15 protein-coding genes are annotated in these 16,762 nt (G+C 66.4%); 9 read left to right on the top strand and 6 right to left on the bottom strand.

Annotated features, from left to right (window positions below; translation table 11 throughout):
• The first annotated feature begins 190 nt into the window (after positions 1-190).
• A complete protein-coding gene (locus tag H4P35_RS13665) occupies positions 191-1,672 on the top strand; it encodes a hypothetical protein (RefSeq protein WP_226845861.1) in 1,482 nt (493 codons plus the stop codon).
• A gap of 56 nt (positions 1,673-1,728) precedes the next feature.
• Positions 1,729-2,460, top strand: coding sequence for a ProQ/FinO family protein (locus H4P35_RS13670; RefSeq protein WP_226845863.1), 732 nt, complete (start codon positions 1,729-1,731; stop codon positions 2,458-2,460).
• Between the two features lie 86 nt (positions 2,461-2,546).
• Here H4P35_RS13670 and H4P35_RS13675 read toward each other — a convergent pair whose 3' ends face one another.
• Entirely contained in the window at positions 2,547-3,143 is a 597-nt protein-coding gene (locus tag H4P35_RS13675) for a DUF4202 domain-containing protein (RefSeq protein ID WP_226845865.1), read from the bottom strand.
• Positions 3,144-3,482: 339 nt separating this feature from the next.
• Between H4P35_RS13675 and H4P35_RS13680 the strand changes: the two genes are divergently transcribed.
• Positions 3,483-3,686: a hypothetical protein gene (locus tag H4P35_RS13680; RefSeq protein ID WP_226845867.1), complete on the top strand. Its 204-nt coding sequence runs from the start codon at positions 3,483-3,485 to the stop codon at positions 3,684-3,686.
• A gap of 20 nt (positions 3,687-3,706) precedes the next feature.
• On the opposite strand, the gene H4P35_RS13685 is transcribed toward H4P35_RS13680, so the two are convergent.
• From H4P35_RS13685 to garD, 3 genes are all read right to left on the bottom strand, one after another.
• Positions 3,707-4,684, bottom strand: a complete 978-nt coding sequence (locus H4P35_RS13685) for a tripartite tricarboxylate transporter substrate binding protein (RefSeq protein WP_062839424.1) — start codon at positions 4,682-4,684, stop codon at positions 3,707-3,709.
• A gap of 71 nt (positions 4,685-4,755) precedes the next feature.
• On the bottom strand, positions 4,756-5,805 hold the full coding sequence (locus tag H4P35_RS13690; protein WP_226845869.1) for an SMP-30/gluconolactonase/LRE family protein: 1,050 nt from the start codon (positions 5,803-5,805) through the stop codon (positions 4,756-4,758).
• Positions 5,806-5,866: 61 nt separating this feature from the next.
• Positions 5,867-7,435, bottom strand: coding sequence for a galactarate dehydratase (gene garD, locus H4P35_RS13695; protein WP_226845871.1), 1,569 nt, complete (start codon positions 7,433-7,435; stop codon positions 5,867-5,869).
• A gap of 242 nt (positions 7,436-7,677) precedes the next feature.
• Between garD and kdgD (H4P35_RS13700) the strand changes: the two genes are divergently transcribed.
• Positions 7,678-8,592, top strand: coding sequence for a 5-dehydro-4-deoxyglucarate dehydratase (kdgD, locus tag H4P35_RS13700; RefSeq protein ID WP_062839421.1), 915 nt, complete (start codon positions 7,678-7,680; stop codon positions 8,590-8,592).
• A gap of 119 nt (positions 8,593-8,711) precedes the next feature.
• Positions 8,712-10,295 (top strand): aldehyde dehydrogenase (NADP(+)), encoded by a 1,584-nt coding sequence (locus tag H4P35_RS13705; RefSeq protein WP_226845878.1) that lies wholly within the window; start codon positions 8,712-8,714, stop codon positions 10,293-10,295.
• A gap of 129 nt (positions 10,296-10,424) precedes the next feature.
• On the opposite strand, the gene H4P35_RS13710 is transcribed toward H4P35_RS13705, so the two are convergent.
• Positions 10,425-11,348: a LysR family transcriptional regulator gene (locus tag H4P35_RS13710; RefSeq protein WP_226845880.1), complete on the bottom strand. Its 924-nt coding sequence runs from the start codon at positions 11,346-11,348 to the stop codon at positions 10,425-10,427.
• Between the two features lie 65 nt (positions 11,349-11,413).
• Between H4P35_RS13710 and H4P35_RS13715 the strand changes: the two genes are divergently transcribed.
• Positions 11,414-12,031: a LysE family translocator gene (locus H4P35_RS13715; RefSeq protein WP_226845891.1), complete on the top strand. Its 618-nt coding sequence runs from the start codon at positions 11,414-11,416 to the stop codon at positions 12,029-12,031.
• A gap of 97 nt (positions 12,032-12,128) precedes the next feature.
• On the opposite strand, the gene H4P35_RS13720 is transcribed toward H4P35_RS13715, so the two are convergent.
• Entirely contained in the window at positions 12,129-13,115 is a 987-nt protein-coding gene (locus tag H4P35_RS13720) for a tripartite tricarboxylate transporter substrate binding protein (protein ID WP_128829049.1), read from the bottom strand.
• A 275-nt stretch (positions 13,116-13,390) separates the two neighbouring features.
• Here H4P35_RS13720 and kdgD (H4P35_RS13725) point away from each other — a divergent pair, with 275 nt between their 5' ends.
• From kdgD (H4P35_RS13725) to H4P35_RS13735, 3 genes are all read left to right on the top strand, one after another.
• Positions 13,391-14,305 carry a 5-dehydro-4-deoxyglucarate dehydratase gene (gene kdgD / locus H4P35_RS13725; protein WP_062839421.1) on the top strand — a complete coding sequence of 305 codons (915 nt, stop codon included), beginning with the start codon at positions 13,391-13,393 and terminating at the stop codon, positions 14,303-14,305.
• A gap of 247 nt (positions 14,306-14,552) precedes the next feature.
• Positions 14,553-15,278: a FadR/GntR family transcriptional regulator gene (locus H4P35_RS13730; RefSeq protein ID WP_056318037.1), complete on the top strand. Its 726-nt coding sequence runs from the start codon at positions 14,553-14,555 to the stop codon at positions 15,276-15,278.
• Positions 15,279-15,669: 391 nt separating this feature from the next.
• Entirely contained in the window at positions 15,670-16,686 is a 1,017-nt protein-coding gene (locus H4P35_RS13735) for an amino acid ABC transporter substrate-binding protein (RefSeq protein WP_128829053.1), read from the top strand.
• The last annotated feature ends 76 nt before the right edge of the window (positions 16,687-16,762 follow it).

Here is a 16,762-nt window from a genome sequence, read left to right on the forward strand (position 1 = left end):
CGTCACCGGCCTGATCTTCCAGGCCCCGAACGCCGGCTCGCGTGCAAGCGCCAGCCGGCGTTCCTGCGTTTGGGCGCCGCGACCTTTCCCGCCCTCGTCCCCGTCCGCCGCGCGCATGGCTACCCGCGGCGGCCAGAGGCTGCTACGCTTTGCGCCGCAACTTCACCCGGGCGATGCGGATGTTCCCTCAATGATGTACCTGCTGTGGTCCCTGCCGGCGCTGACCGTGATCGCCGCGATCGCGAGCGGGCGCGTCAACACGACCATCGCGGCGGCGCTGGGCCTGTTGGGGGCCCTGCCCATCGCGCTGTTTGCGGCGCCTGCCCCTTTTGCGCCTTCGCAACTGGCCGTTGCGCTGGAACGCGGGCTTTGGATCGGATGGATCATCACCCCCTACATCCTGGGCGGCCTGCTGTTCTGGCAGATGGCGGCGCAGGGGCACGCGTCCGATGACATGCCGGGTGCGGCATCCGGCGCGCCGGACGCGGGGCGCCGCGATGCGTTGGCGAAGCGCCGGCTGCTGTTCTTTGCCTGTTTCCTGATCGGCCCTTTCGCGGAATCGGCAACGGGTTTCGGCGTGGGAATGCTGGGCACCGTGATGCTGATCCGTCCGCTCGGCCTCGGCGCCCGCGAGGTCATGGTGTTTGCGCTGCTCAGCCAGACGCTGATTCCGTGGGGCGCGATGGGCAGCGGCACGCTGCTGGCTTCGGCCTATGCGCGCGTGCCGCCCACGCAACTTGCGCTTTACAGCATGGTGCCCGTCGCGCTGCTGATGGGCGTGTGGCTGGCGCTGTACTGGCGCACCGCCACGCGCGCGGGGTTGTCTGCGCCGGCCGCCGAGCGGGTCCGCGAGGCTGGCTGGATGGCCGCGAGCCTGGCCTTGCTGGCCGCGGCGACGGCGCTATTGGGACCGGAAACGGCGCTGCTCGCCGCATACGGACCGCTGATCGTGCTGCGTTTTCTGGCGGACCGCCGGCCCGGTCGCAGCGAGGCGCTGCGGGCAGCGCGCCGCGCCTTGCCCTATATCGCCCTCATCGCCTGGCTGGTCGCCACGCGGCTTGTGCCCGGCCTGAATCGCTGTCTTTCAGACCTTGCGGCTTTGCGCCCGTATGCGGACCTGCCGCCGTGGATGCCATTTCTGCATGCCGGAAGCTGGCTGATCGCCGGCGCCCTGCTCCTGGCCGCCTGGCAGCGACATCCGGGCGCCGTGCGGACACAGGCGCGCGCCGCCTGGCTGACCGGACGGCACGCCGTCATGTCCGTATTCCTGTTTGCCATGATGGCCGAGGCGCTGGCTGGCGCGGGCATATCGCGGGCCTACGCCGACGGCCTCTTTGCGAGCCTGCGCGACTGGACTATCCTGATCACGCCGCTGCTGGCCGGCGCGTTCGGCATCCTGGCCAACAGCGGCAACGCGCCAAACAGCCTGTTCATGCCATCCCAGCTATCATTAGCGCTTCAGGCTGGCCTGAGCGTGCCCGCAGCTGCCGCGCTGCTGCACGTTTCGGGCACGTCGATGGGGATTTTTTCGCCGGTTCGGATGTCGATTGCGGCCGGTTTGGCGCATGGCCGGGGGCAGGAACGCGGCGTGTATGTTCTACTACTGCCGTTTGCCCTGGCCGCGTTCGGCATCCTGCTGTCGCTGGCGCTGCTCGTGGTCGTCTCCGGGTAGCGGATTTCACGACGCAGGGACACGCTCGCCGCCTCAACCTTTTTTTTGTGTAGCACATGGGACTAGAACAATTAGCCGCGATCCGGGAATTGCTTATCAAGCAGTCGCCTGACAAGGCAGGCTCGAAAAACGAATCGCGTCCGCAAGGCACCGACAAGCCGCGCCGCCCGCAGGGCGCCGCCAAGGGTCCGCGTCCGCAGACCGGCGACAAGGCCAAGCGCGCGCAAGGCGGTGACAAGGGCCAGCGTGCGCCGCGTCCCGAAAAGCGCGAGTCGCCGGTCGATCCCGTGGTCGTCGCCATTTCGCGCCTGCAACGGCACTTTCCCAAGGCGTTTCCCAAGAACCCCGCGCCCAAGGTTCCGCTCAAGCTGGGCGTGCTGGCGGACCTGGTGCAGCACGCCGAGCAATTGCAGCTCGACGAAGCGCAGATCAAGGAAGCCGTCAAGACGTGGTGCGATGGCCGCCGCTACTGGGCCAGCATGGTCGAAGACGCGCCGCGCGTGGACCTGAACGGCGAACCCGCCGGCGCCGTGACTGCGAACGAAGCGCGCCACGCCAAGCGCATGGCATCGCGTAATGCGTCGCGCAACGCCGCGCGCGCCCGCGCCGAGAAAAAGGCCCAGGCGTCCGCCGAACAAACGCCGGCACCCGCCGGTGACGCCGCGCCTGCCGACGTGAAGCCTGCCGACGCGACTTATATGGACACGAAGGCCGCAGATACGAAGGCCGCAGGCGCGACGCCCGCGGACGCCGCGTCCTCCGACGTCACGCCCCAAGCGTCCGAATAAGCCCGCCAAGCGCGATACAGGCCTGCGGCAGGCCGGGAAATCCATTCCCGGCCCGCCGCAGGCCTGTTTGCATCTGGCTAAAACTGCTAGGCCGCCGCTTCCAGCGCGGCGAGCGCCTGCCTGATGTATCCCATGCCCTGGTCCGAATAGGTCAGCGTCATGGCCTGTTGATGCCCCGCGCCATCCATCTTCAGCAGCGACTTGCGCAGGATCTCGACGATCTTGTCTTCGTGGGCGGGATAAAACGACTCGTACTGGTATTGCAAAAACACCAGGCACAGTGCGTTCTCCATCACCTGCACGTCCGGGTCCTGCTTGATTCCCTGCTTCATCAGGATCGCCGCCACGCGGTCGCAGTCCTCTTGCGGATAGCCGGCTTCCTGCATGATCTGTTGCGCGATTGCCGCGTGATGCCTGGCCAACGCCTTGCGCCACGTCAGGTAACCGATGCGGCCTTCAGGATAGCTGGCGCGCGCGATTTCCCAACGGCCGATGTGCTGGCACCGCGACGCCAGGACCAGCGGCTCGGACGCGTCAGGCGCCAGCTTCATCACCCATTCGTGCAGCTTCTGCGCAAGAAACAGCTCCTGCGGACAGGACTGGCCTTCCCACGTGAACACATTGGGATCGGCGGCGTTGTACTCGTCGAAGCGGCGCAGGGTCTGCTGCAGGCGGTCGTTCATGGGATGTCGTTGTCAGGAAGCCCGGCGTGCGCTGGCCAAGGCGAAGTGGATCAGGTGCAAGGAAGCCATCATACCTGCGGCGTGTGGCCTATTCGGAACTATCGAGGCAATGCCGGCGCGGGCGTCAGCGGGCCCACGGGGGCTTGGCCAGGCCGCGGCGGCATGGGCGGCAGCCATGTCCGCGTGGGAGGTTTCAGCCCCGGTTGATTCTGAGGCCGCACCGGCGTTTCCGTCGCGGGAGGATAGCGAGAGCCCGGGCATGACGTGCCCAGGCAGTCCCGGTTGAGTTTGCCCGGGTCCACGATGCGCGGGCAGTCGGTGCCCAGACACGTGTCTGGTATGGTGCGCGCCGATGCGGGCGGCTTTGGCGCCGTGGGCAGCGGATCGCGCGCGACTGCGGTCGCGCTTGCCAAGGCGGACAGCACCGCCAGCGACCCCAAGGCCGCCGCGGCGAACAAGGATTTCATCGTCAGGCTCCACGGGAATCGGTCCAAGCCGAAGCCCGGACACGATCCCAGTGTGCCCCCGAACGCCCGCCCCTAGCAAGGCGCGGGCCGGGCCGATCAATCCAGGCGGATGTCGGTGCTGGCAACGACCTTGGCCCAGCGGGCGCGTTCGCTGCCGAAGAACTGCGCAAGTTCCGCGGGGCTCTTGGTGACGATCTCGGCGCCCTGCTCGTTCAACTGCGCCGTGACGTCCGGCTGGGTGACGATCTGCGCCATCAGCGTCTGCAGTTGTGCGGCCACCGGGTCGGTCATGTTCGACGGGGCCATCACGCCCTGCCACGTGCCCGACTCGAAGCCCTTCACGCCCTGCTCGGAAATGGTCGGAATGTCCGGCACCAGCTTCATGCGCTCGCTCTTGGAAATCGCGATCGCGCGCAGCTTGCCGGACTTGATGTGCGGCAGCGTGGCCAGAAGCCCGTTCATGATGATCTGCGTCTGGCCGCCGATGGTGTCGGTGACCGCCTGCGAACCGCCCTTGTACGGCACGTATTCCCACTGCGCGCCGGTCGCCTGCTGAACCGCGACAGCCGCCAGGTGCGGCGCGCTGCCGATTGCGGTGACGGCAAAGTTGATGCGCTCTTTCTTGGACAGCTCGACCAGATCCTGCACGGTGTTGGCCTTCACGTCGGGATGCACGGCCAGCACGTGCGGCGAATACGCCAGCATGCCCACCGCGCGCAGGTCCTTGGACGGATCAAAGGTCAGCTTGGTGTAGACGGACGGGCTGATCGCCAGCGCGCCGACGTCGCACAGGAGCACCGTATGGCCTTCCTGTGCCGACTGCACCACCAGGCCGGCGCCCAGGTTGCCGTTGGCGCCGGGCTTGTTCTCGACGACCACAGTCTGCTTGAGCACTTCGGCCAGCCGGGGCGCCAGGATGCGCGCGATGATGTCCGACGAGCCGCCGGGCGGGTAAGGCACCACAATGCGCACGGGGCGCGTGGGCCATTGCGCCGATTGGGCCCACGCCGGCACCAGCGGCGTCAGGCAAAGCGCCGCGGCGCTGCCCAGGAACTGTCTTTTGCTCGGGTTCATGCTGTCTCCACACTGATTGGTATGTGTGTTGAAATGTCCCGCGGCCAGGTGAGGCCGCGGTGGGGATATGCCTATGCCGCGCCGCGGGTCTCCACGTACAGGGCATAGAGCGAATGGCTGCTCGCCATGAAAAGGCGGTTGCGCTTGGCGCCGCCAAAACACAGGTTGGCGCACCGCTCGGGCAGACGGATGTGCCCGATGGGTTTGCCGGCGGGGTTAAAGACCATCACGCCGTCCAGCTCCTCGGGCTTGGCGTCGGCCGAGCCGTTGCTGCCCCAGCCGCACCACAGGTTGCCGGCCTCGTCGCACTTGATGCCGTCGATGGCGCCGGGTCCCTGCGCATCGACGTGCAGGCGCTTGTTCGTCAGCGCGCCGTCCGTGCCCACATCGAAGGCCCAGATCACGCGGTTGGGCTGGTGGCGGGACTCGACGATGTAGAGCACCTTTTCGTCGGGCGAGAAGCACAGGCCATTGGGCCCGGCCAGATCCGCCAGCGCCAGCGTCACGCGGCCATTGGCCGGATCGATGCGATAGACCGAATGCGGCAGCTCAGGCGTGGCCTTGTCGCCCTCCCAGTGCCCGCCGATCCCAAACGGCGGATCCGTGAACCAGATGGCGCCATTGCGCTGGCACACGATGTCGTTCGGCGAATTGAACGGCTTGCCGTCGAAGCGGTCGGCCAGCACCGTGATGCTGCCGTCGTACTCCGTGCGCGTGACGCGGCGCGTCAGATGCTCGCAGGTCAGCAGGCGGCCCTGGCGGTCGCGGGCAAGCCCGTTGCTGAAATTGGACGGCTGGCGGAACACGCTGATCTGGCCCGTGGTCTCGTCCCAGCGCAGGATGCGGTTATTGGGAATGTCCGAAACCAGCAGATAACGCCCGTCCCCAAACCCCACCGGCCCTTCCAGCCAGCGGAACCCGGTTGCAAGCTGCTCCACGCTGCTGCTGTAGATGCGGTACTTGGAGAATTCCGGGTCCAGGATCCGGACCGAGGGATCCGGATAGCGCTGCTGCGGGGTGAAACTGAATGACTGTGCGTGCACGAGGCTGGCGGGCCCCAGTGCGAGCGCGGCGCCCAGCAGCCGGCGCCGGCCGGCCTGGACTTGCGGGTCAATTTCCATCGGCTGTCTCCTCTCGGTGGTTTTTTTCTGCGATGGCGCTACGGACGGGACGGATCCGCGATCAGGTCACGGGGCCCGGATTGAACAGCGCCAGGGCGTTGTGCAGCTTGAGTTTTTCCGCACAGGTCTGCTTCTTGCCGCTGGCGACGTCCAGCATCATCTGAAAGAGCTGCCAGCCCACTTCCTCGATCGAGGCCTGTCCGGTGGCGATCACGCCTGCATCCACGTCCATCAGGTCGTGCCAGCGGCGGGCCAGCGCGGAGCGCGTGGCGACCTTGATGACCGGCACCTGCGCCAGCCCATAAGGCGTGCCGCGGCCGGTGGTGAAGATGTGAAGGTTCATGCCCGCGGCCAGTTGCAGCGTGCCGCAGATGAAGTCGCTGGCAGGCGTGGCCGCAAAGATCAGGCCCTTGCGTGTCAGGCGGTCGCCGGGCGACAGCACGCCGTGGATGGGCGAGGAACCGGACTTGACGATCGACCCCATCGCCTTTTCGACGATGTTGGACAGACCGCCCTTCTTGTTGCCCGGACTGGTGTTGGCGCTGCGGTCGGCCATGCCGCGCTGCAGGTACGCGTCATACCAGGCCATCTCCCGGATCAGCGCGTCGGCGACTTCGGGCGTTTCGGCGCGGGCGGTGAGCTGGTCGATGCCATCGCGCACTTCGGTGTTTTCGGAGAACATCACGGTGCCGCCGGCGCGCACCAGCAGGTCGGTCGCAAAACCCACGGCCGGGTTGGCGGTCACGCCGGAGAACGCGTCGCTGCCGCCGCACTGCACACCGACGGTCAGGTCGGATACCGGGCAGGTTTCGCGCTGGCGGGCGTTGAGCTTTTGCAGGTGGCGCTCGGCGGTGCGCATGATGAGCTGGATCATCGAATCGAAGCCGATGTTCTCTTCGTCCTGCAGCACGATCGTCTCCACGCCGTTGCCGCCCATGCCTTCGCCGGCGCGGATCGGAATGGCGGTGGGCGCCAAGAGGCGTTCAGGCTGCAGCTTTTCACAGCCCAGGCTGACCACCATGGACGTCCCGCCGAAATTCGGGTTGCGGGCGATGTTGTGCAGCGTGCGGATGGGAATTGCGGCGCCAGGCGCGTCGATGGCCACGCCGCAGCCGTAGGTGTGCTCGATGCCCACCACGTCGTCCACGTTCGGATACAGCGGCAGCAGTTCCCGGCGGATACGCGCGACCGCATGTTCGACCACGCCCTGCACGCACTGCACCGTGGTGCTGATGGCCAGGATGTTGCGCGTGCCCACGGTGCCGTCCGCGTTGCGGTAGCCCTGGAACGTATAGCCCTCCAGCGGCGGCAGCGGCGTCACGCGCGTGGACACCGGCAGGTCTTCCAGCGTGCGAGCCGTCGGCATCCTCGTGACGCGCTCGTTGATCCAGCTGCCGCGCGGCAAGGACTTGGCGGCGTAGCCCACCACGACGTTGTAGCGTCTGACCTCATCGCCTTCGGCCAGATCGGTCAGGGCCACCTTGTGGCCTTGTGGCACGGCGTCCACCAACTGAAGCCCGTCGGGCAGAACGGTTCCGGCCGGCAAGCCGCCGTCGTTGGCCACGATGGCGACGTTGTCGTCGGGATGAATCTTGATGAGAACGGGCGTCTGCTCGACTGCAACCTGCATGCTGAATCCTTTTGCCTGATGGATGCCCCGCTGCGGGCACCGTACGTTATCGTACAACCAAGAGAATATCGCTGAAAGGCATCGGAAAGGAATTTCGGGTTTCCCCTTGTAAATGCCGCTTCAGCTGGGTGGACACCTTGAATCCGGCAAAATCATGTTGTACGATGACTCACCTTTTACCACCGCATCCCGTTCGCAAGCACCCTCTCCGCCTGCGACGGCCATTTTGGGATGAGCGCAACATGACGACTCCGCAGGAACTCAAGGCCATTGTTTCGGAAGGATTGCTTTCCTTCCCCGTGACCGACTTCGACCAGAACGGCGATTTCAACGCCAAGAGCTATGCGGCTCGCCTGGAATGGCTGGCCCCCTACGGCGCCACCGCCCTGTTCGCGGCCGGCGGCACCGGTGAGTTCTTCTCGCTGGCCCCCGAGGAATACTCGGACGTCATCCGCACCGCCGTCCAAACCTGCAAGGGCAAGGTCCCCATCCTGGCCGGCGCCGGCGGCCCCACCCGCACCGCCATCGCCTACGCCCAGGAAGCCGAGCGCCAAGGCGCCAAGGGCGTGCTGCTGCTGCCGCACTACCTGACCGAAGCTTCGCAGGACGGCATCGCCGCCCACGTCGAACAGGTCTGCAAGTCGGTCAACATCGGCGTCATCGTCTACAACCGCGCCCAATCGCGCCTGTCGGCCGACAGCCTGGCCCGCCTGGCGGACCGCTGCCCGAACCTGGTCGGTTTCAAGGACGGCATCGGCGACATCGAGTCCATGGTCCGCATCCGCCGCAAGATGGGCGACCGCTTCTCGTACCTGGGCGGCCTGCCCACCGCCGAAGTCTACGCTGCCGCCTACCGCGCGCTGGGCGTGCCGGTCTACTCGTCGGCCGTCTTCAACTTCGTGCCCAAGATGGCCATGGAGTTCTACAACGCCATCGCCGCCGGCGACAGCGACACCACCAATCGCCTGCTGGACGATTTCTTCCTGCCGTACCTGGAAATCCGCAACCGCAAGGCCGGCTACGCTGTCAGCATCGTCAAGGCCGGCGCCAAGCTGGTGGGCCATGACGCGGGCCCCGTGCGCGCGCCGCTGACCGACCTGACCGGCGAAGAAATGGAAATGCTCGCCGCCCTGATCAAGAAGTCCGGCGCCGAATAATCGGTCTGCACCGACGCCTTCTGTCTGCCCCCGGTCCGGGGGCATTTTTTTCCCCGGACCCGTCGGGGGCGAAACCGCCCATCCCCTGGATCGGCGCCTATGAATTTTTGGAGATGACCATGAACCTGACCGGCCAGATGTTGATCGGCTCGACCGCCGTCCTGGGCGCGGGCGCTGCCCAGCACGCCATCAACCCCGCCACCGGCGACCGCCTGGACCCCGCCTACCCCGCCGGCTCCGCCGACGACGTGTCCCGCGCGGCCGAATTGGCCCGTGCCGCGTTCGATCCGTATCGCGCGCTGCCGCTGGAGACGCGCGCCCAATTCCTCGAAAGCATCGCCGAGGGCATACTGGCGCTGGGCGACGCGCTGATCGAGCGCGCGCACCTGGAAACCGGCCTGCCCGTCGCCCGCCTGCAGGGCGAGCGCGGCCGCACCGTCGGCCAGCTTCGCCTGTTCGCCCGCGTGGTGCGCGACGGCTACTTCCTGGACGCGACCATCGATCCGGCCCAGCCCGAACGCCAGCCCCTGCCGCGCGCCGACCTGCGCCTGGCCAACGTTCCGCTCGGCCCGGTGGCCGTGTTCGGCGCCAGCAACTTCCCGCTGGCCTTCTCGGTGGCGGGCGGCGACACCGCCTCGGCACTGGCTGCCGGTTGCCCGGTAATCGTCAAGGCACACAACGCGCACCCCGGCACGTCCGAACTGGTCGGCCGCGCCATCCAGCAGGCAGTGGCCAAGCACGGCTTGCCCGAAGGCACCTTCTCGCTGCTGTTCGGCGCCGGCAATGAAATCGGCACCGCGCTGGCGACGCATCCGGCCATCACGGCCATCGGCTTCACCGGCTCGCGCCGCGGCGGCCTGGCGCTCGTGGCTGCCGCCAACGCCCGCCCCGTGCCGATTCCCGTCTACGCCGAAATGTCCAGCATCAACCCGGTGTTCCTGCTGCCGGCCGCGCTGGAAGCTCGTGCGGAAACCATCGCCAAGGGCTTCGTGGATTCGCTGTCGATGGGCGTGGGCCAGTTCTGCACCAACCCGGGTCTGGTGATCGGCATCGAAGGCCCGGCACTGGATCGTTTCCGCCAGGCCGCCGCCGAAGCCGTGAAAGCCAAGGGCGCCGCCACCATGCTGACGCCGGGCATCTTCTCGGCCTACGAGCAAGGCGCGGACGCGCTGGCGCGCCACGCCAGCGTGTCGACCGTCGGCCGCGGCGAGCCGTCCAACCCGGCGTGCAACGCCGCGGGCGCCGTGGTGTTTGGCGCCAGCGCGGACCAGTTCCTGGCCTCGCACGAACTGGAAGCCGAAGTGTTCGGCCCCGCCTCGCTGGTGGTCGCTTGCAAGGACGCAGCGCAGGTCCGCGCCGTGGCCGAGCATCTGGAAGGCCAACTTACCGCGACGCTGTTCGTGGACGATGCCGACGTGGACGCCGCCCGCGCGCTGCTGCCCGTGCTGGAACGCAAGGCCGGCCGCATCCTGGCCAACGGCTACCCGACCGGCGTGGAAGTCAGCCACGCCATGGTTCACGGCGGCCCGTTCCCGGCCACCTCGAACCCGGCCTCGACCTCGGTGGGCGCCACTGCCATCCGCCGCTTCCTGCGTCCGGTCTGCTATCAGGATCTGCCCGACGCCCTGCTGCCCGACGGCATCAAGCGCGCCAACCCGCTGGGCCTGACGCGCATGGTCGACGGCAAGCTGGCCAACGCCTGATCGCGTGACGCCGTAACGCCGTAACGCTGGGCCGGACCGCGAGGTCCGGCTGACAACACCGGCCCGAGGGGGACGTCCGGCTTTCGGACGTCCCCCTCGGGCCTTTCGCCATTCCCTGCCGCTTCGGCACTACGCCGCCTTGCGCAGCCAATCCAGCAGCGCCGCCTGCGGACTGCCCGGCGGCAGCGGCTGCGGGGCAAACAGGCAATAGCGCGATCCATCCTCGACGAAACCCATGGGCGCGGCCAGCACGCCGCTTTCCAGATCGTCGCGCACCAGCCGCCACGGGCCGATGGCCACGCCCAGGCCCGCGACCGCCGCCTGCAGACTGAAATAGAAATGATCGAATGTCTGGCCGGGCGCATCTGGCGCCGGCTTAGCGGCCGCGGCCGCCCACTCGCGCCATGCGTCCGGCCGCGTGCGCGTGTGCAGCAGCGGCGCGCCAGACTTCAACGAGCCGCCGGCTGTGCTGTCGTCGAACCAGTCCGCCAGCTTGCCGGGATGGCACACCGGGCCGACCTTTTCCGCAAACAGGGGCTCGACGTGATGGCTGACCGGCCAGGTGAAGTCGTCGCGGCGGATAGCCAGGTCGATACCGCTTCCAAATGAGAACGGCCCGCCACCCGCGACCAGGTGCACTTCCATGTCCGGATGCCGGGCCTGAAAATCGGGCCAGCGCGGGATCAGCCAGCGCATCAGCAAGGTCGGCTCGCATGACAGCACCCAACGACGCCCGCTGCGGGCGCGGGCGCGCAGTTCGCTCACCGCCTGCCGCATCAAGTCCAGGCCGCTGCCCACTGCGCCGGACAGGGTGCGCCCCGCGTCCGTCAAGAACACGCGGCGGCTACGCCGCTCGAACAGCGCCACGCCCAGGTCGTCCTCCAGCAACCGCACCGCCCGGCTGACCGCGCCATGCGTCAGATGCAGCTCCGCGGCCGCGCGGCTGAAGTTTTCGTGGCGCGCCGCGGCCTCAAAGCATCGCAGCGCCAGCAGCGACGGCAGGCGCGCGTCCGAGGATGGTGATTCCAGCTCACCATTGCTGTCAGAAACCATCGTTATACGTCCTTGAGTCCCGTTGATAGGATGCACGCCATTGATATTTCGAGACAGGATACGCCATGACCGAACTGATAGCTGTCATCACAATCACGGTGCTTGCCGTCATCAGTCCGGGGCCGGACTTTGCGATGGTCACCCGCAACAGCCTGATGCTGTCGCGGCGCGCCGGCGTGCTGACGGCGCTGGGCATCGGCATGGGCGTGCTGGTGCACGTCGGCTACACGCTGGTCGGCGTGGGGCTGCTGATCCAGCAATCGCTGTGGTTGTTCAACGCCATCAAACTGGCGGGTGCGGCCTATCTGGTGTATCTGGGCATGAAAATGCTGCGCACGCGGCCGGGCAGCGGCAACAGTAGCCGTCCCGAGGCGGCAATGTCGGACTTGGCGGCGCTGCGCACGGGCTTTCTGACCAACGCGCTGAATCCCAAGACCACAGTTTTCATCGTGAGTCTCTTCATGCAAGTCGTGCGGCCCGATACACCGCTGGCGGTGCAGGTTGGCTATGGCGCCTTCATTTCGCTGGCGCACGTGACATGGTTCTGCCTGGTGGCGATATGCTTTTCGTCGGACGGCGTGCGCCAACGGCTGCTGGCCGTGCGCCATTGGATAGACCGGATCTTTGGCGGGCTGCTGGTCGCGTTTGGCGTGCTGCTGGCGGCGGCCAGCGGGTCTCGGTAAGTGCACCGCGCAAAGAGATGCTGCGGCGTCGCGCAGCGCAAGAAAAGCCTGGTGACGGATCTCTCCCGGCACCAGGCCTTCGGGACACGCCGCGCGATCACTGCGGCTTGAGTTTTCCGTCGGCGATGATCTTTGCCCACTTTGCCTGCTCGGCCGTCTGGAACGCGGTGAACTCGGCGGGCGTGTTCGGCGTGTAGGCCAGGCCCAGGCCTTGCATCTTGGCGGCCACTTCCGGCTTGGCCACGATCTCGGCAATGGTCTTGTTCAGCTTGTCGACCACGGCGGGCGGCGTGTTGGCCGGTGCGTAGATGGCCTGCCAGCTGCTCACGTCAAAGCCCGGCACCCCGGCTTCCTGCATGGTGGGCACATCGGGCAGCACGGCGGTGCGCTTGGCCGACGTCACGGCCAGCGCGCGCACCTTGCCGCTTTGCACGTAAGGCAGCGCGACCAGGGCGGTTTCAAACGAGCTGGGGATCTGGCCACCGATCAAGTCCGAAATGGCCGGCGCGCTGCCGCGGTATGGCACGTGCGTCAGGTGCGCGCCCGTCAGCTGCTTGAACACTTCGCCCGACAGATGCTGCGACGTGCCCTGCCCGGCCGAGCCGAACGCGATCGTGTCGGGATTGGCCTTGGCGGCGGCCACGACGTCCTGCACGGACTTATACGGCTGGTTGGCGCCCACCAGCAGCACATTGGAAATGCTGCCCAGCAGAATGACCGGCGAGAAATCCTTGGCGGCGTTGTAGTTGATGCTGGGCAGCAGCGACGGGTTGATTGCATGCGTGGCGATCGTGCCCAACAGCAGCGTGTAGCCGTCCGGCTTGGCCCGCGCAACCGCGTCGGCGCCAAGCACGCCGCCGGCGCCACCCTTGTTTTCAACGACGACGGTCTGCTTGAGCGTCGTGCCCAGTTCCTGCGCGATCAGGCGGCCCAGGATGTCGGACGTGCCCCCGGCCGCAAACGGAACGACCAGCGTGATGGCCTTGGCGGACGGCCAGTCATCGGCGGCGTGGACGGGTGCGGCAAACGCGGTGGCGACGGCCAGGACGGCCGACAGGCGGCTCAACAGGGGAAATGCCTTCAAACTTGTCTCCTAGAGATATGGAATTGTCGTCGTTCTTGTACGTTGTCGTACGACAATGAATCGCGAGGATAGCGTGGCGGCTTTTCGCGATCAATTTAGGGAAATTCCTATATCCAGTGTGAACGGCAGACTTGTTGTACGACAACATCTTCTCCACCAACCCGTTGTAGTACGACCTTGTATGTTGTACGATGACATACATCGCGGGTTCGATAACGCCGCGGCCACGGCATCACCGCCTTTTCATACCCCTTTCTCTTATTTGGAAGACAGCCATGACGACTCCCCAGGAACTCAAAGCCATCGTCTCGGAAGGATTGCTTTCCTTCCCCGTGACCGACTTCGACCAGAACGGCGATTTCAACGCCAAGAGCTACGCGGCTCGTCTGGAATGGCTGGCGCCCTACGGTGCCACCGCCCTGTTCGCGGCCGGCGGCACCGGTGAGTTCTTCTCGCTGGCCCCCGAGGAATACTCGGACGTCATCCGCACCGCCGTCCAGACCTGCAAGGGCAAGGTGCCCATCCTGGCCGGTGCCGGCGGCCCCACCCGCACCGCCATCGCCTACGCCCAGGAAGCCGAGCGCCAAGGCGCCAAGGGCGTGCTGCTGCTGCCGCACTACCTGACCGAAGCTTCGCAGGACGGCATCGCCGCCCACGTCGAACAGGTCTGCAAGTCGGTCAACATCGGCGTCATCGTCTACAACCGCGCCCAATCGCGCCTGTCGGCCGACAGCCTGGCCCGCCTGGCGGACCGCTGCCCCAACCTGGTCGGCTTCAAGGACGGCATCGGCGACATCGAGTCCATGGTCCGCATCCGCCGCAAGATGGGCGACCGCTTCTCGTACCTGGGCGGCCTGCCCACCGCCGAAGTCTACGCTGCCGCCTACCGCGCGCTGGGCGTGCCGGTCTACTCGTCGGCCGTCTTCAACTTCGTGCCCAAGATGGCCATGGAGTTCTACAACGCCATCGCCGCCGGCGACAGCGACACCACCAATCGCCTGCTGGACGATTTCTTCCTGCCGTACCTGGAAATCCGCAACCGCAAGGCCGGCTACGCTGTCAGCATCGTCAAGGCCGGCGCCAAGCTGGTGGGCCATGACGCGGGCCCCGTGCGCGCGCCGCTGACCGACCTGACCGGCGAAGAAATGGAAATGCTCGCCGCCCTGATCAAGAAGTCCGGCGCCGAGTAAGCCCATGCTTGCCTGATTGCCCAAACGCCCTCCCATGGAGGGCGTTTTGCTTATTGATGCAAAGAAAAGTTGGCGGAATGCGCCCCGTATGTTGTCATATGGCCCTCTCGTTTTCCTATGGCCGCGACCTTGCGCGCGGCCAATCCCGCTGGGCCGGACACCCGCGAGGCATTCCAGGAACGCGTAAACTTGCGGCTGCGCCAAGGCTGCCACGCCTTGCCCGCAGCGATTTCCCATAAGAGAGACAATGCAAACTCCCGCCCGGCCTCCCCGCTCGCGCCTGACCGATTTCGTCATCGAGGAACTGACCAAGCGCCTTGATGCGCGCCAGTACCGCGCCGGCGACAAGCTGCCTTCCGAACACGCGCTCTGCGACGAATTCGAAGTCAGCCGCACCGTCATTCGTGAAGCCGTGGCCTCCATGCGCCTGAGCGGACGCCTGGTCAGCAAACCCGGCATCGGCGTCTTCGTCACCGAAGACCGCGAAAAACCCATCGATTTCGTCGTCGAACCCGCAACGGATCCGCGCTGGGCGCTGCACATCATGGAATTGCGCGCGGGCCTCGAAGTGGAAGCCTGTGGGCTGGCGGCCGAGCGCCGCAGCGCTTCGGACCTGAGCAGCATCGTCGAAGCCTTCGATGCCTTCAACCGTGCCACGCGCGACATGGAAGCGGCCGTGAAGGCCGACTACGAATTCCACCTGTCGATCGCCCGCGCGTCGAACAACCCGCACTTTCCGGCGCTGCTCAAGGCTGCGGTGCGCGACGTGATGCTGGATCTGAACATCAAGCACGGCGGCAAGACGCCCGAAGAACTTGAAACGTACGAAACCCGCAACGTGCGCGAGCACGAAGCCATCCTGACCGCCATCATGCGCCGCGATCCCGGCGCCGCGCGGGCCGCCATGGCCCGCCATCTGGGCGACAGCATTGCGCGCTACCGCAAGCTGCTGTCGCATCCTCCGGCGGCGTAAGCCCCACTTTTACCCCTGCCCGTAATGCCAATTACGGGAATCCCCTTACTTGTTTACTTGTATGACGGCTGCCATCATACGTCTTATTGCATAACGTAATACGACGTTGGCCTCGTGACCGCCGGCGTCTTCCGCGACTGTAAGACCTGCCGTGCCAGTGCCGCCGATGAGCCCGATTCCTACCCTCCGCAGTACGTATCTCCCTTACGCCACGCGCATCCACCGGCGCACCGCCTGACTGGCCCCGTCGGCCACCCTTCCTCCTTATTGCCTTACCCCGTCCGAATGCGCGACGCGCCCTCCCCGGCCTGCCGGGGCGGCCCCCGCACGCTTGGCCGTTTCCGTCCCTTCCGCTTTTCCTAACTTTTTTCGATCTCCAGGAGAAATCTCCATGCGCAAGTTTCTGAGCTCCGCCATTGCGGCGACCTTGCTGTGCGTTGCTTCCGGCGCGCAAGCCGGCGTGACCTTTGACGCCGTCAAGAAAAAGGGCTTCCTGCAGTGCGGCTTTGCCGGCATCCCCGGATTCTCGGTGCTCGACAGCAAGGGCGAATGGACCGGCCTGGACGTAGATATGTGCCGTGCGGTCGCCGCCGCCATGTTCGGCGACGCCTCCAAGGTGAAGGGCAATGTGCTGACCGCCCAGGCGAAGTTCACGGCGCTGCAGTCCGGCGAGATCGACATGCTGTCGCGCAACACCACGCAGACGCTGACCCGCGACACGACGCTGGGCCTGATCGGCGTGGGCGTGAATTTCTATGACGCCCAGGGCCTGATCGTGAAGAAGGCAATGAACGTCAAGAGCGTGAAGGAACTGGACGGCGCGACCATCTGCGTGCAGCCCGGCACCACCACCGAACTGAACCTGGCCGACTACTTCCGCAGCCGCGGCCTGACCTTCAAGCCGGTGCTGGTCGAGAACTACGACGAAAACTTCCGTCTGCTGGAATCGGGCCGCTGCGATGCCTACACCAACGACAAGTCCAACACCGCCGCCAACATGCGCACGCGCCTGGCCAACCCCGACGACTGGGAAATCCTGACCGAGAACCTGTCCAAGGAACCGCTAGGCCCCATGGTCCGCCAGGGCGACGAGCAGTGGTTCAACATCGTGCGCTGGTCGCTGAACGCGATGCTGGAAGCCGAGGAATACGGCATCACGTCCAAGAACGTCGATGAAATGTTGAAGAGCACCAACCCCAACGTCCAACGCATCCTGGGCGTGACGCCCGGCATGGGCAAGAACCTGGGCCTGGACGACAAGTGGGCCTACAACATCATCAAGCAGGTCGGCAACTACGGCGAAAGCTATGACCGTGCGATGGGCAAGGAAAGCCCGCTCAAGCTGGACCGCGGGCTGAACAAGCTGTGGACGCAAGGCGGCCTGATGTACGGCTGGCCGGTGCGCTAACCCGCGGCCTACACGGCTCCGCCTTGCGCGGAGCCGTCTTTCATTTCCCCGGCGCGCGGGCCCGCCCCGCGCCAGA

Source organism: Achromobacter sp. 77, assembly GCF_020541125.1.
GTDB classification, from domain to species: Bacteria; Pseudomonadota; Gammaproteobacteria; order Burkholderiales; family Burkholderiaceae_B; genus Achromobacter; species Achromobacter mucicolens.

What these genes read in the sequence shown, in the direction of transcription:
- H4P35_RS13685 (WP_062839424.1), bottom strand. Translation starts at nt 4,684, where the DNA reads ATGAACCCGAGCAAAAGACAGTTCCTGGGCAGCGCCGCGGCGCTTTGC.
- H4P35_RS13715 (WP_226845891.1), top strand. Translation starts at nt 11,414, where the DNA reads ATGACCGAACTGATAGCTGTCATCACAATCACGGTGCTTGCCGTCATC.
- kdgD (WP_062839421.1), top strand. Translation starts at nt 13,391, where the DNA reads ATGACGACTCCCCAGGAACTCAAAGCCATCGTCTCGGAAGGATTGCTT.
- H4P35_RS13705 (WP_226845878.1), top strand. Translation starts at nt 8,712, where the DNA reads ATGAACCTGACCGGCCAGATGTTGATCGGCTCGACCGCCGTCCTGGGC.
- H4P35_RS13730 (WP_056318037.1), top strand. Translation starts at nt 14,553, where the DNA reads ATGCAAACTCCCGCCCGGCCTCCCCGCTCGCGCCTGACCGATTTCGTC.
- H4P35_RS13670 (WP_226845863.1), top strand. Translation starts at nt 1,729, where the DNA reads ATGGGACTAGAACAATTAGCCGCGATCCGGGAATTGCTTATCAAGCAG.
- H4P35_RS13735 (WP_128829053.1), top strand. Translation starts at nt 15,670, where the DNA reads ATGCGCAAGTTTCTGAGCTCCGCCATTGCGGCGACCTTGCTGTGCGTT.
- kdgD (WP_062839421.1), top strand. Translation starts at nt 7,678, where the DNA reads ATGACGACTCCGCAGGAACTCAAGGCCATTGTTTCGGAAGGATTGCTT.
- H4P35_RS13665 (WP_226845861.1), top strand. Translation starts at nt 191, where the DNA reads ATGATGTACCTGCTGTGGTCCCTGCCGGCGCTGACCGTGATCGCCGCG.
- H4P35_RS13680 (WP_226845867.1), top strand. Translation starts at nt 3,483, where the DNA reads ATGGTGCGCGCCGATGCGGGCGGCTTTGGCGCCGTGGGCAGCGGATCG.
- H4P35_RS13710 (WP_226845880.1), bottom strand. Translation starts at nt 11,348, where the DNA reads ATGGTTTCTGACAGCAATGGTGAGCTGGAATCACCATCCTCGGACGCG.
- H4P35_RS13675 (WP_226845865.1), bottom strand. Translation starts at nt 3,143, where the DNA reads ATGAACGACCGCCTGCAGCAGACCCTGCGCCGCTTCGACGAGTACAAC.
- garD (WP_226845871.1), bottom strand. Translation starts at nt 7,435, where the DNA reads ATGCAGGTTGCAGTCGAGCAGACGCCCGTTCTCATCAAGATTCATCCC.
- H4P35_RS13690 (WP_226845869.1), bottom strand. Translation starts at nt 5,805, where the DNA reads ATGGAAATTGACCCGCAAGTCCAGGCCGGCCGGCGCCGGCTGCTGGGC.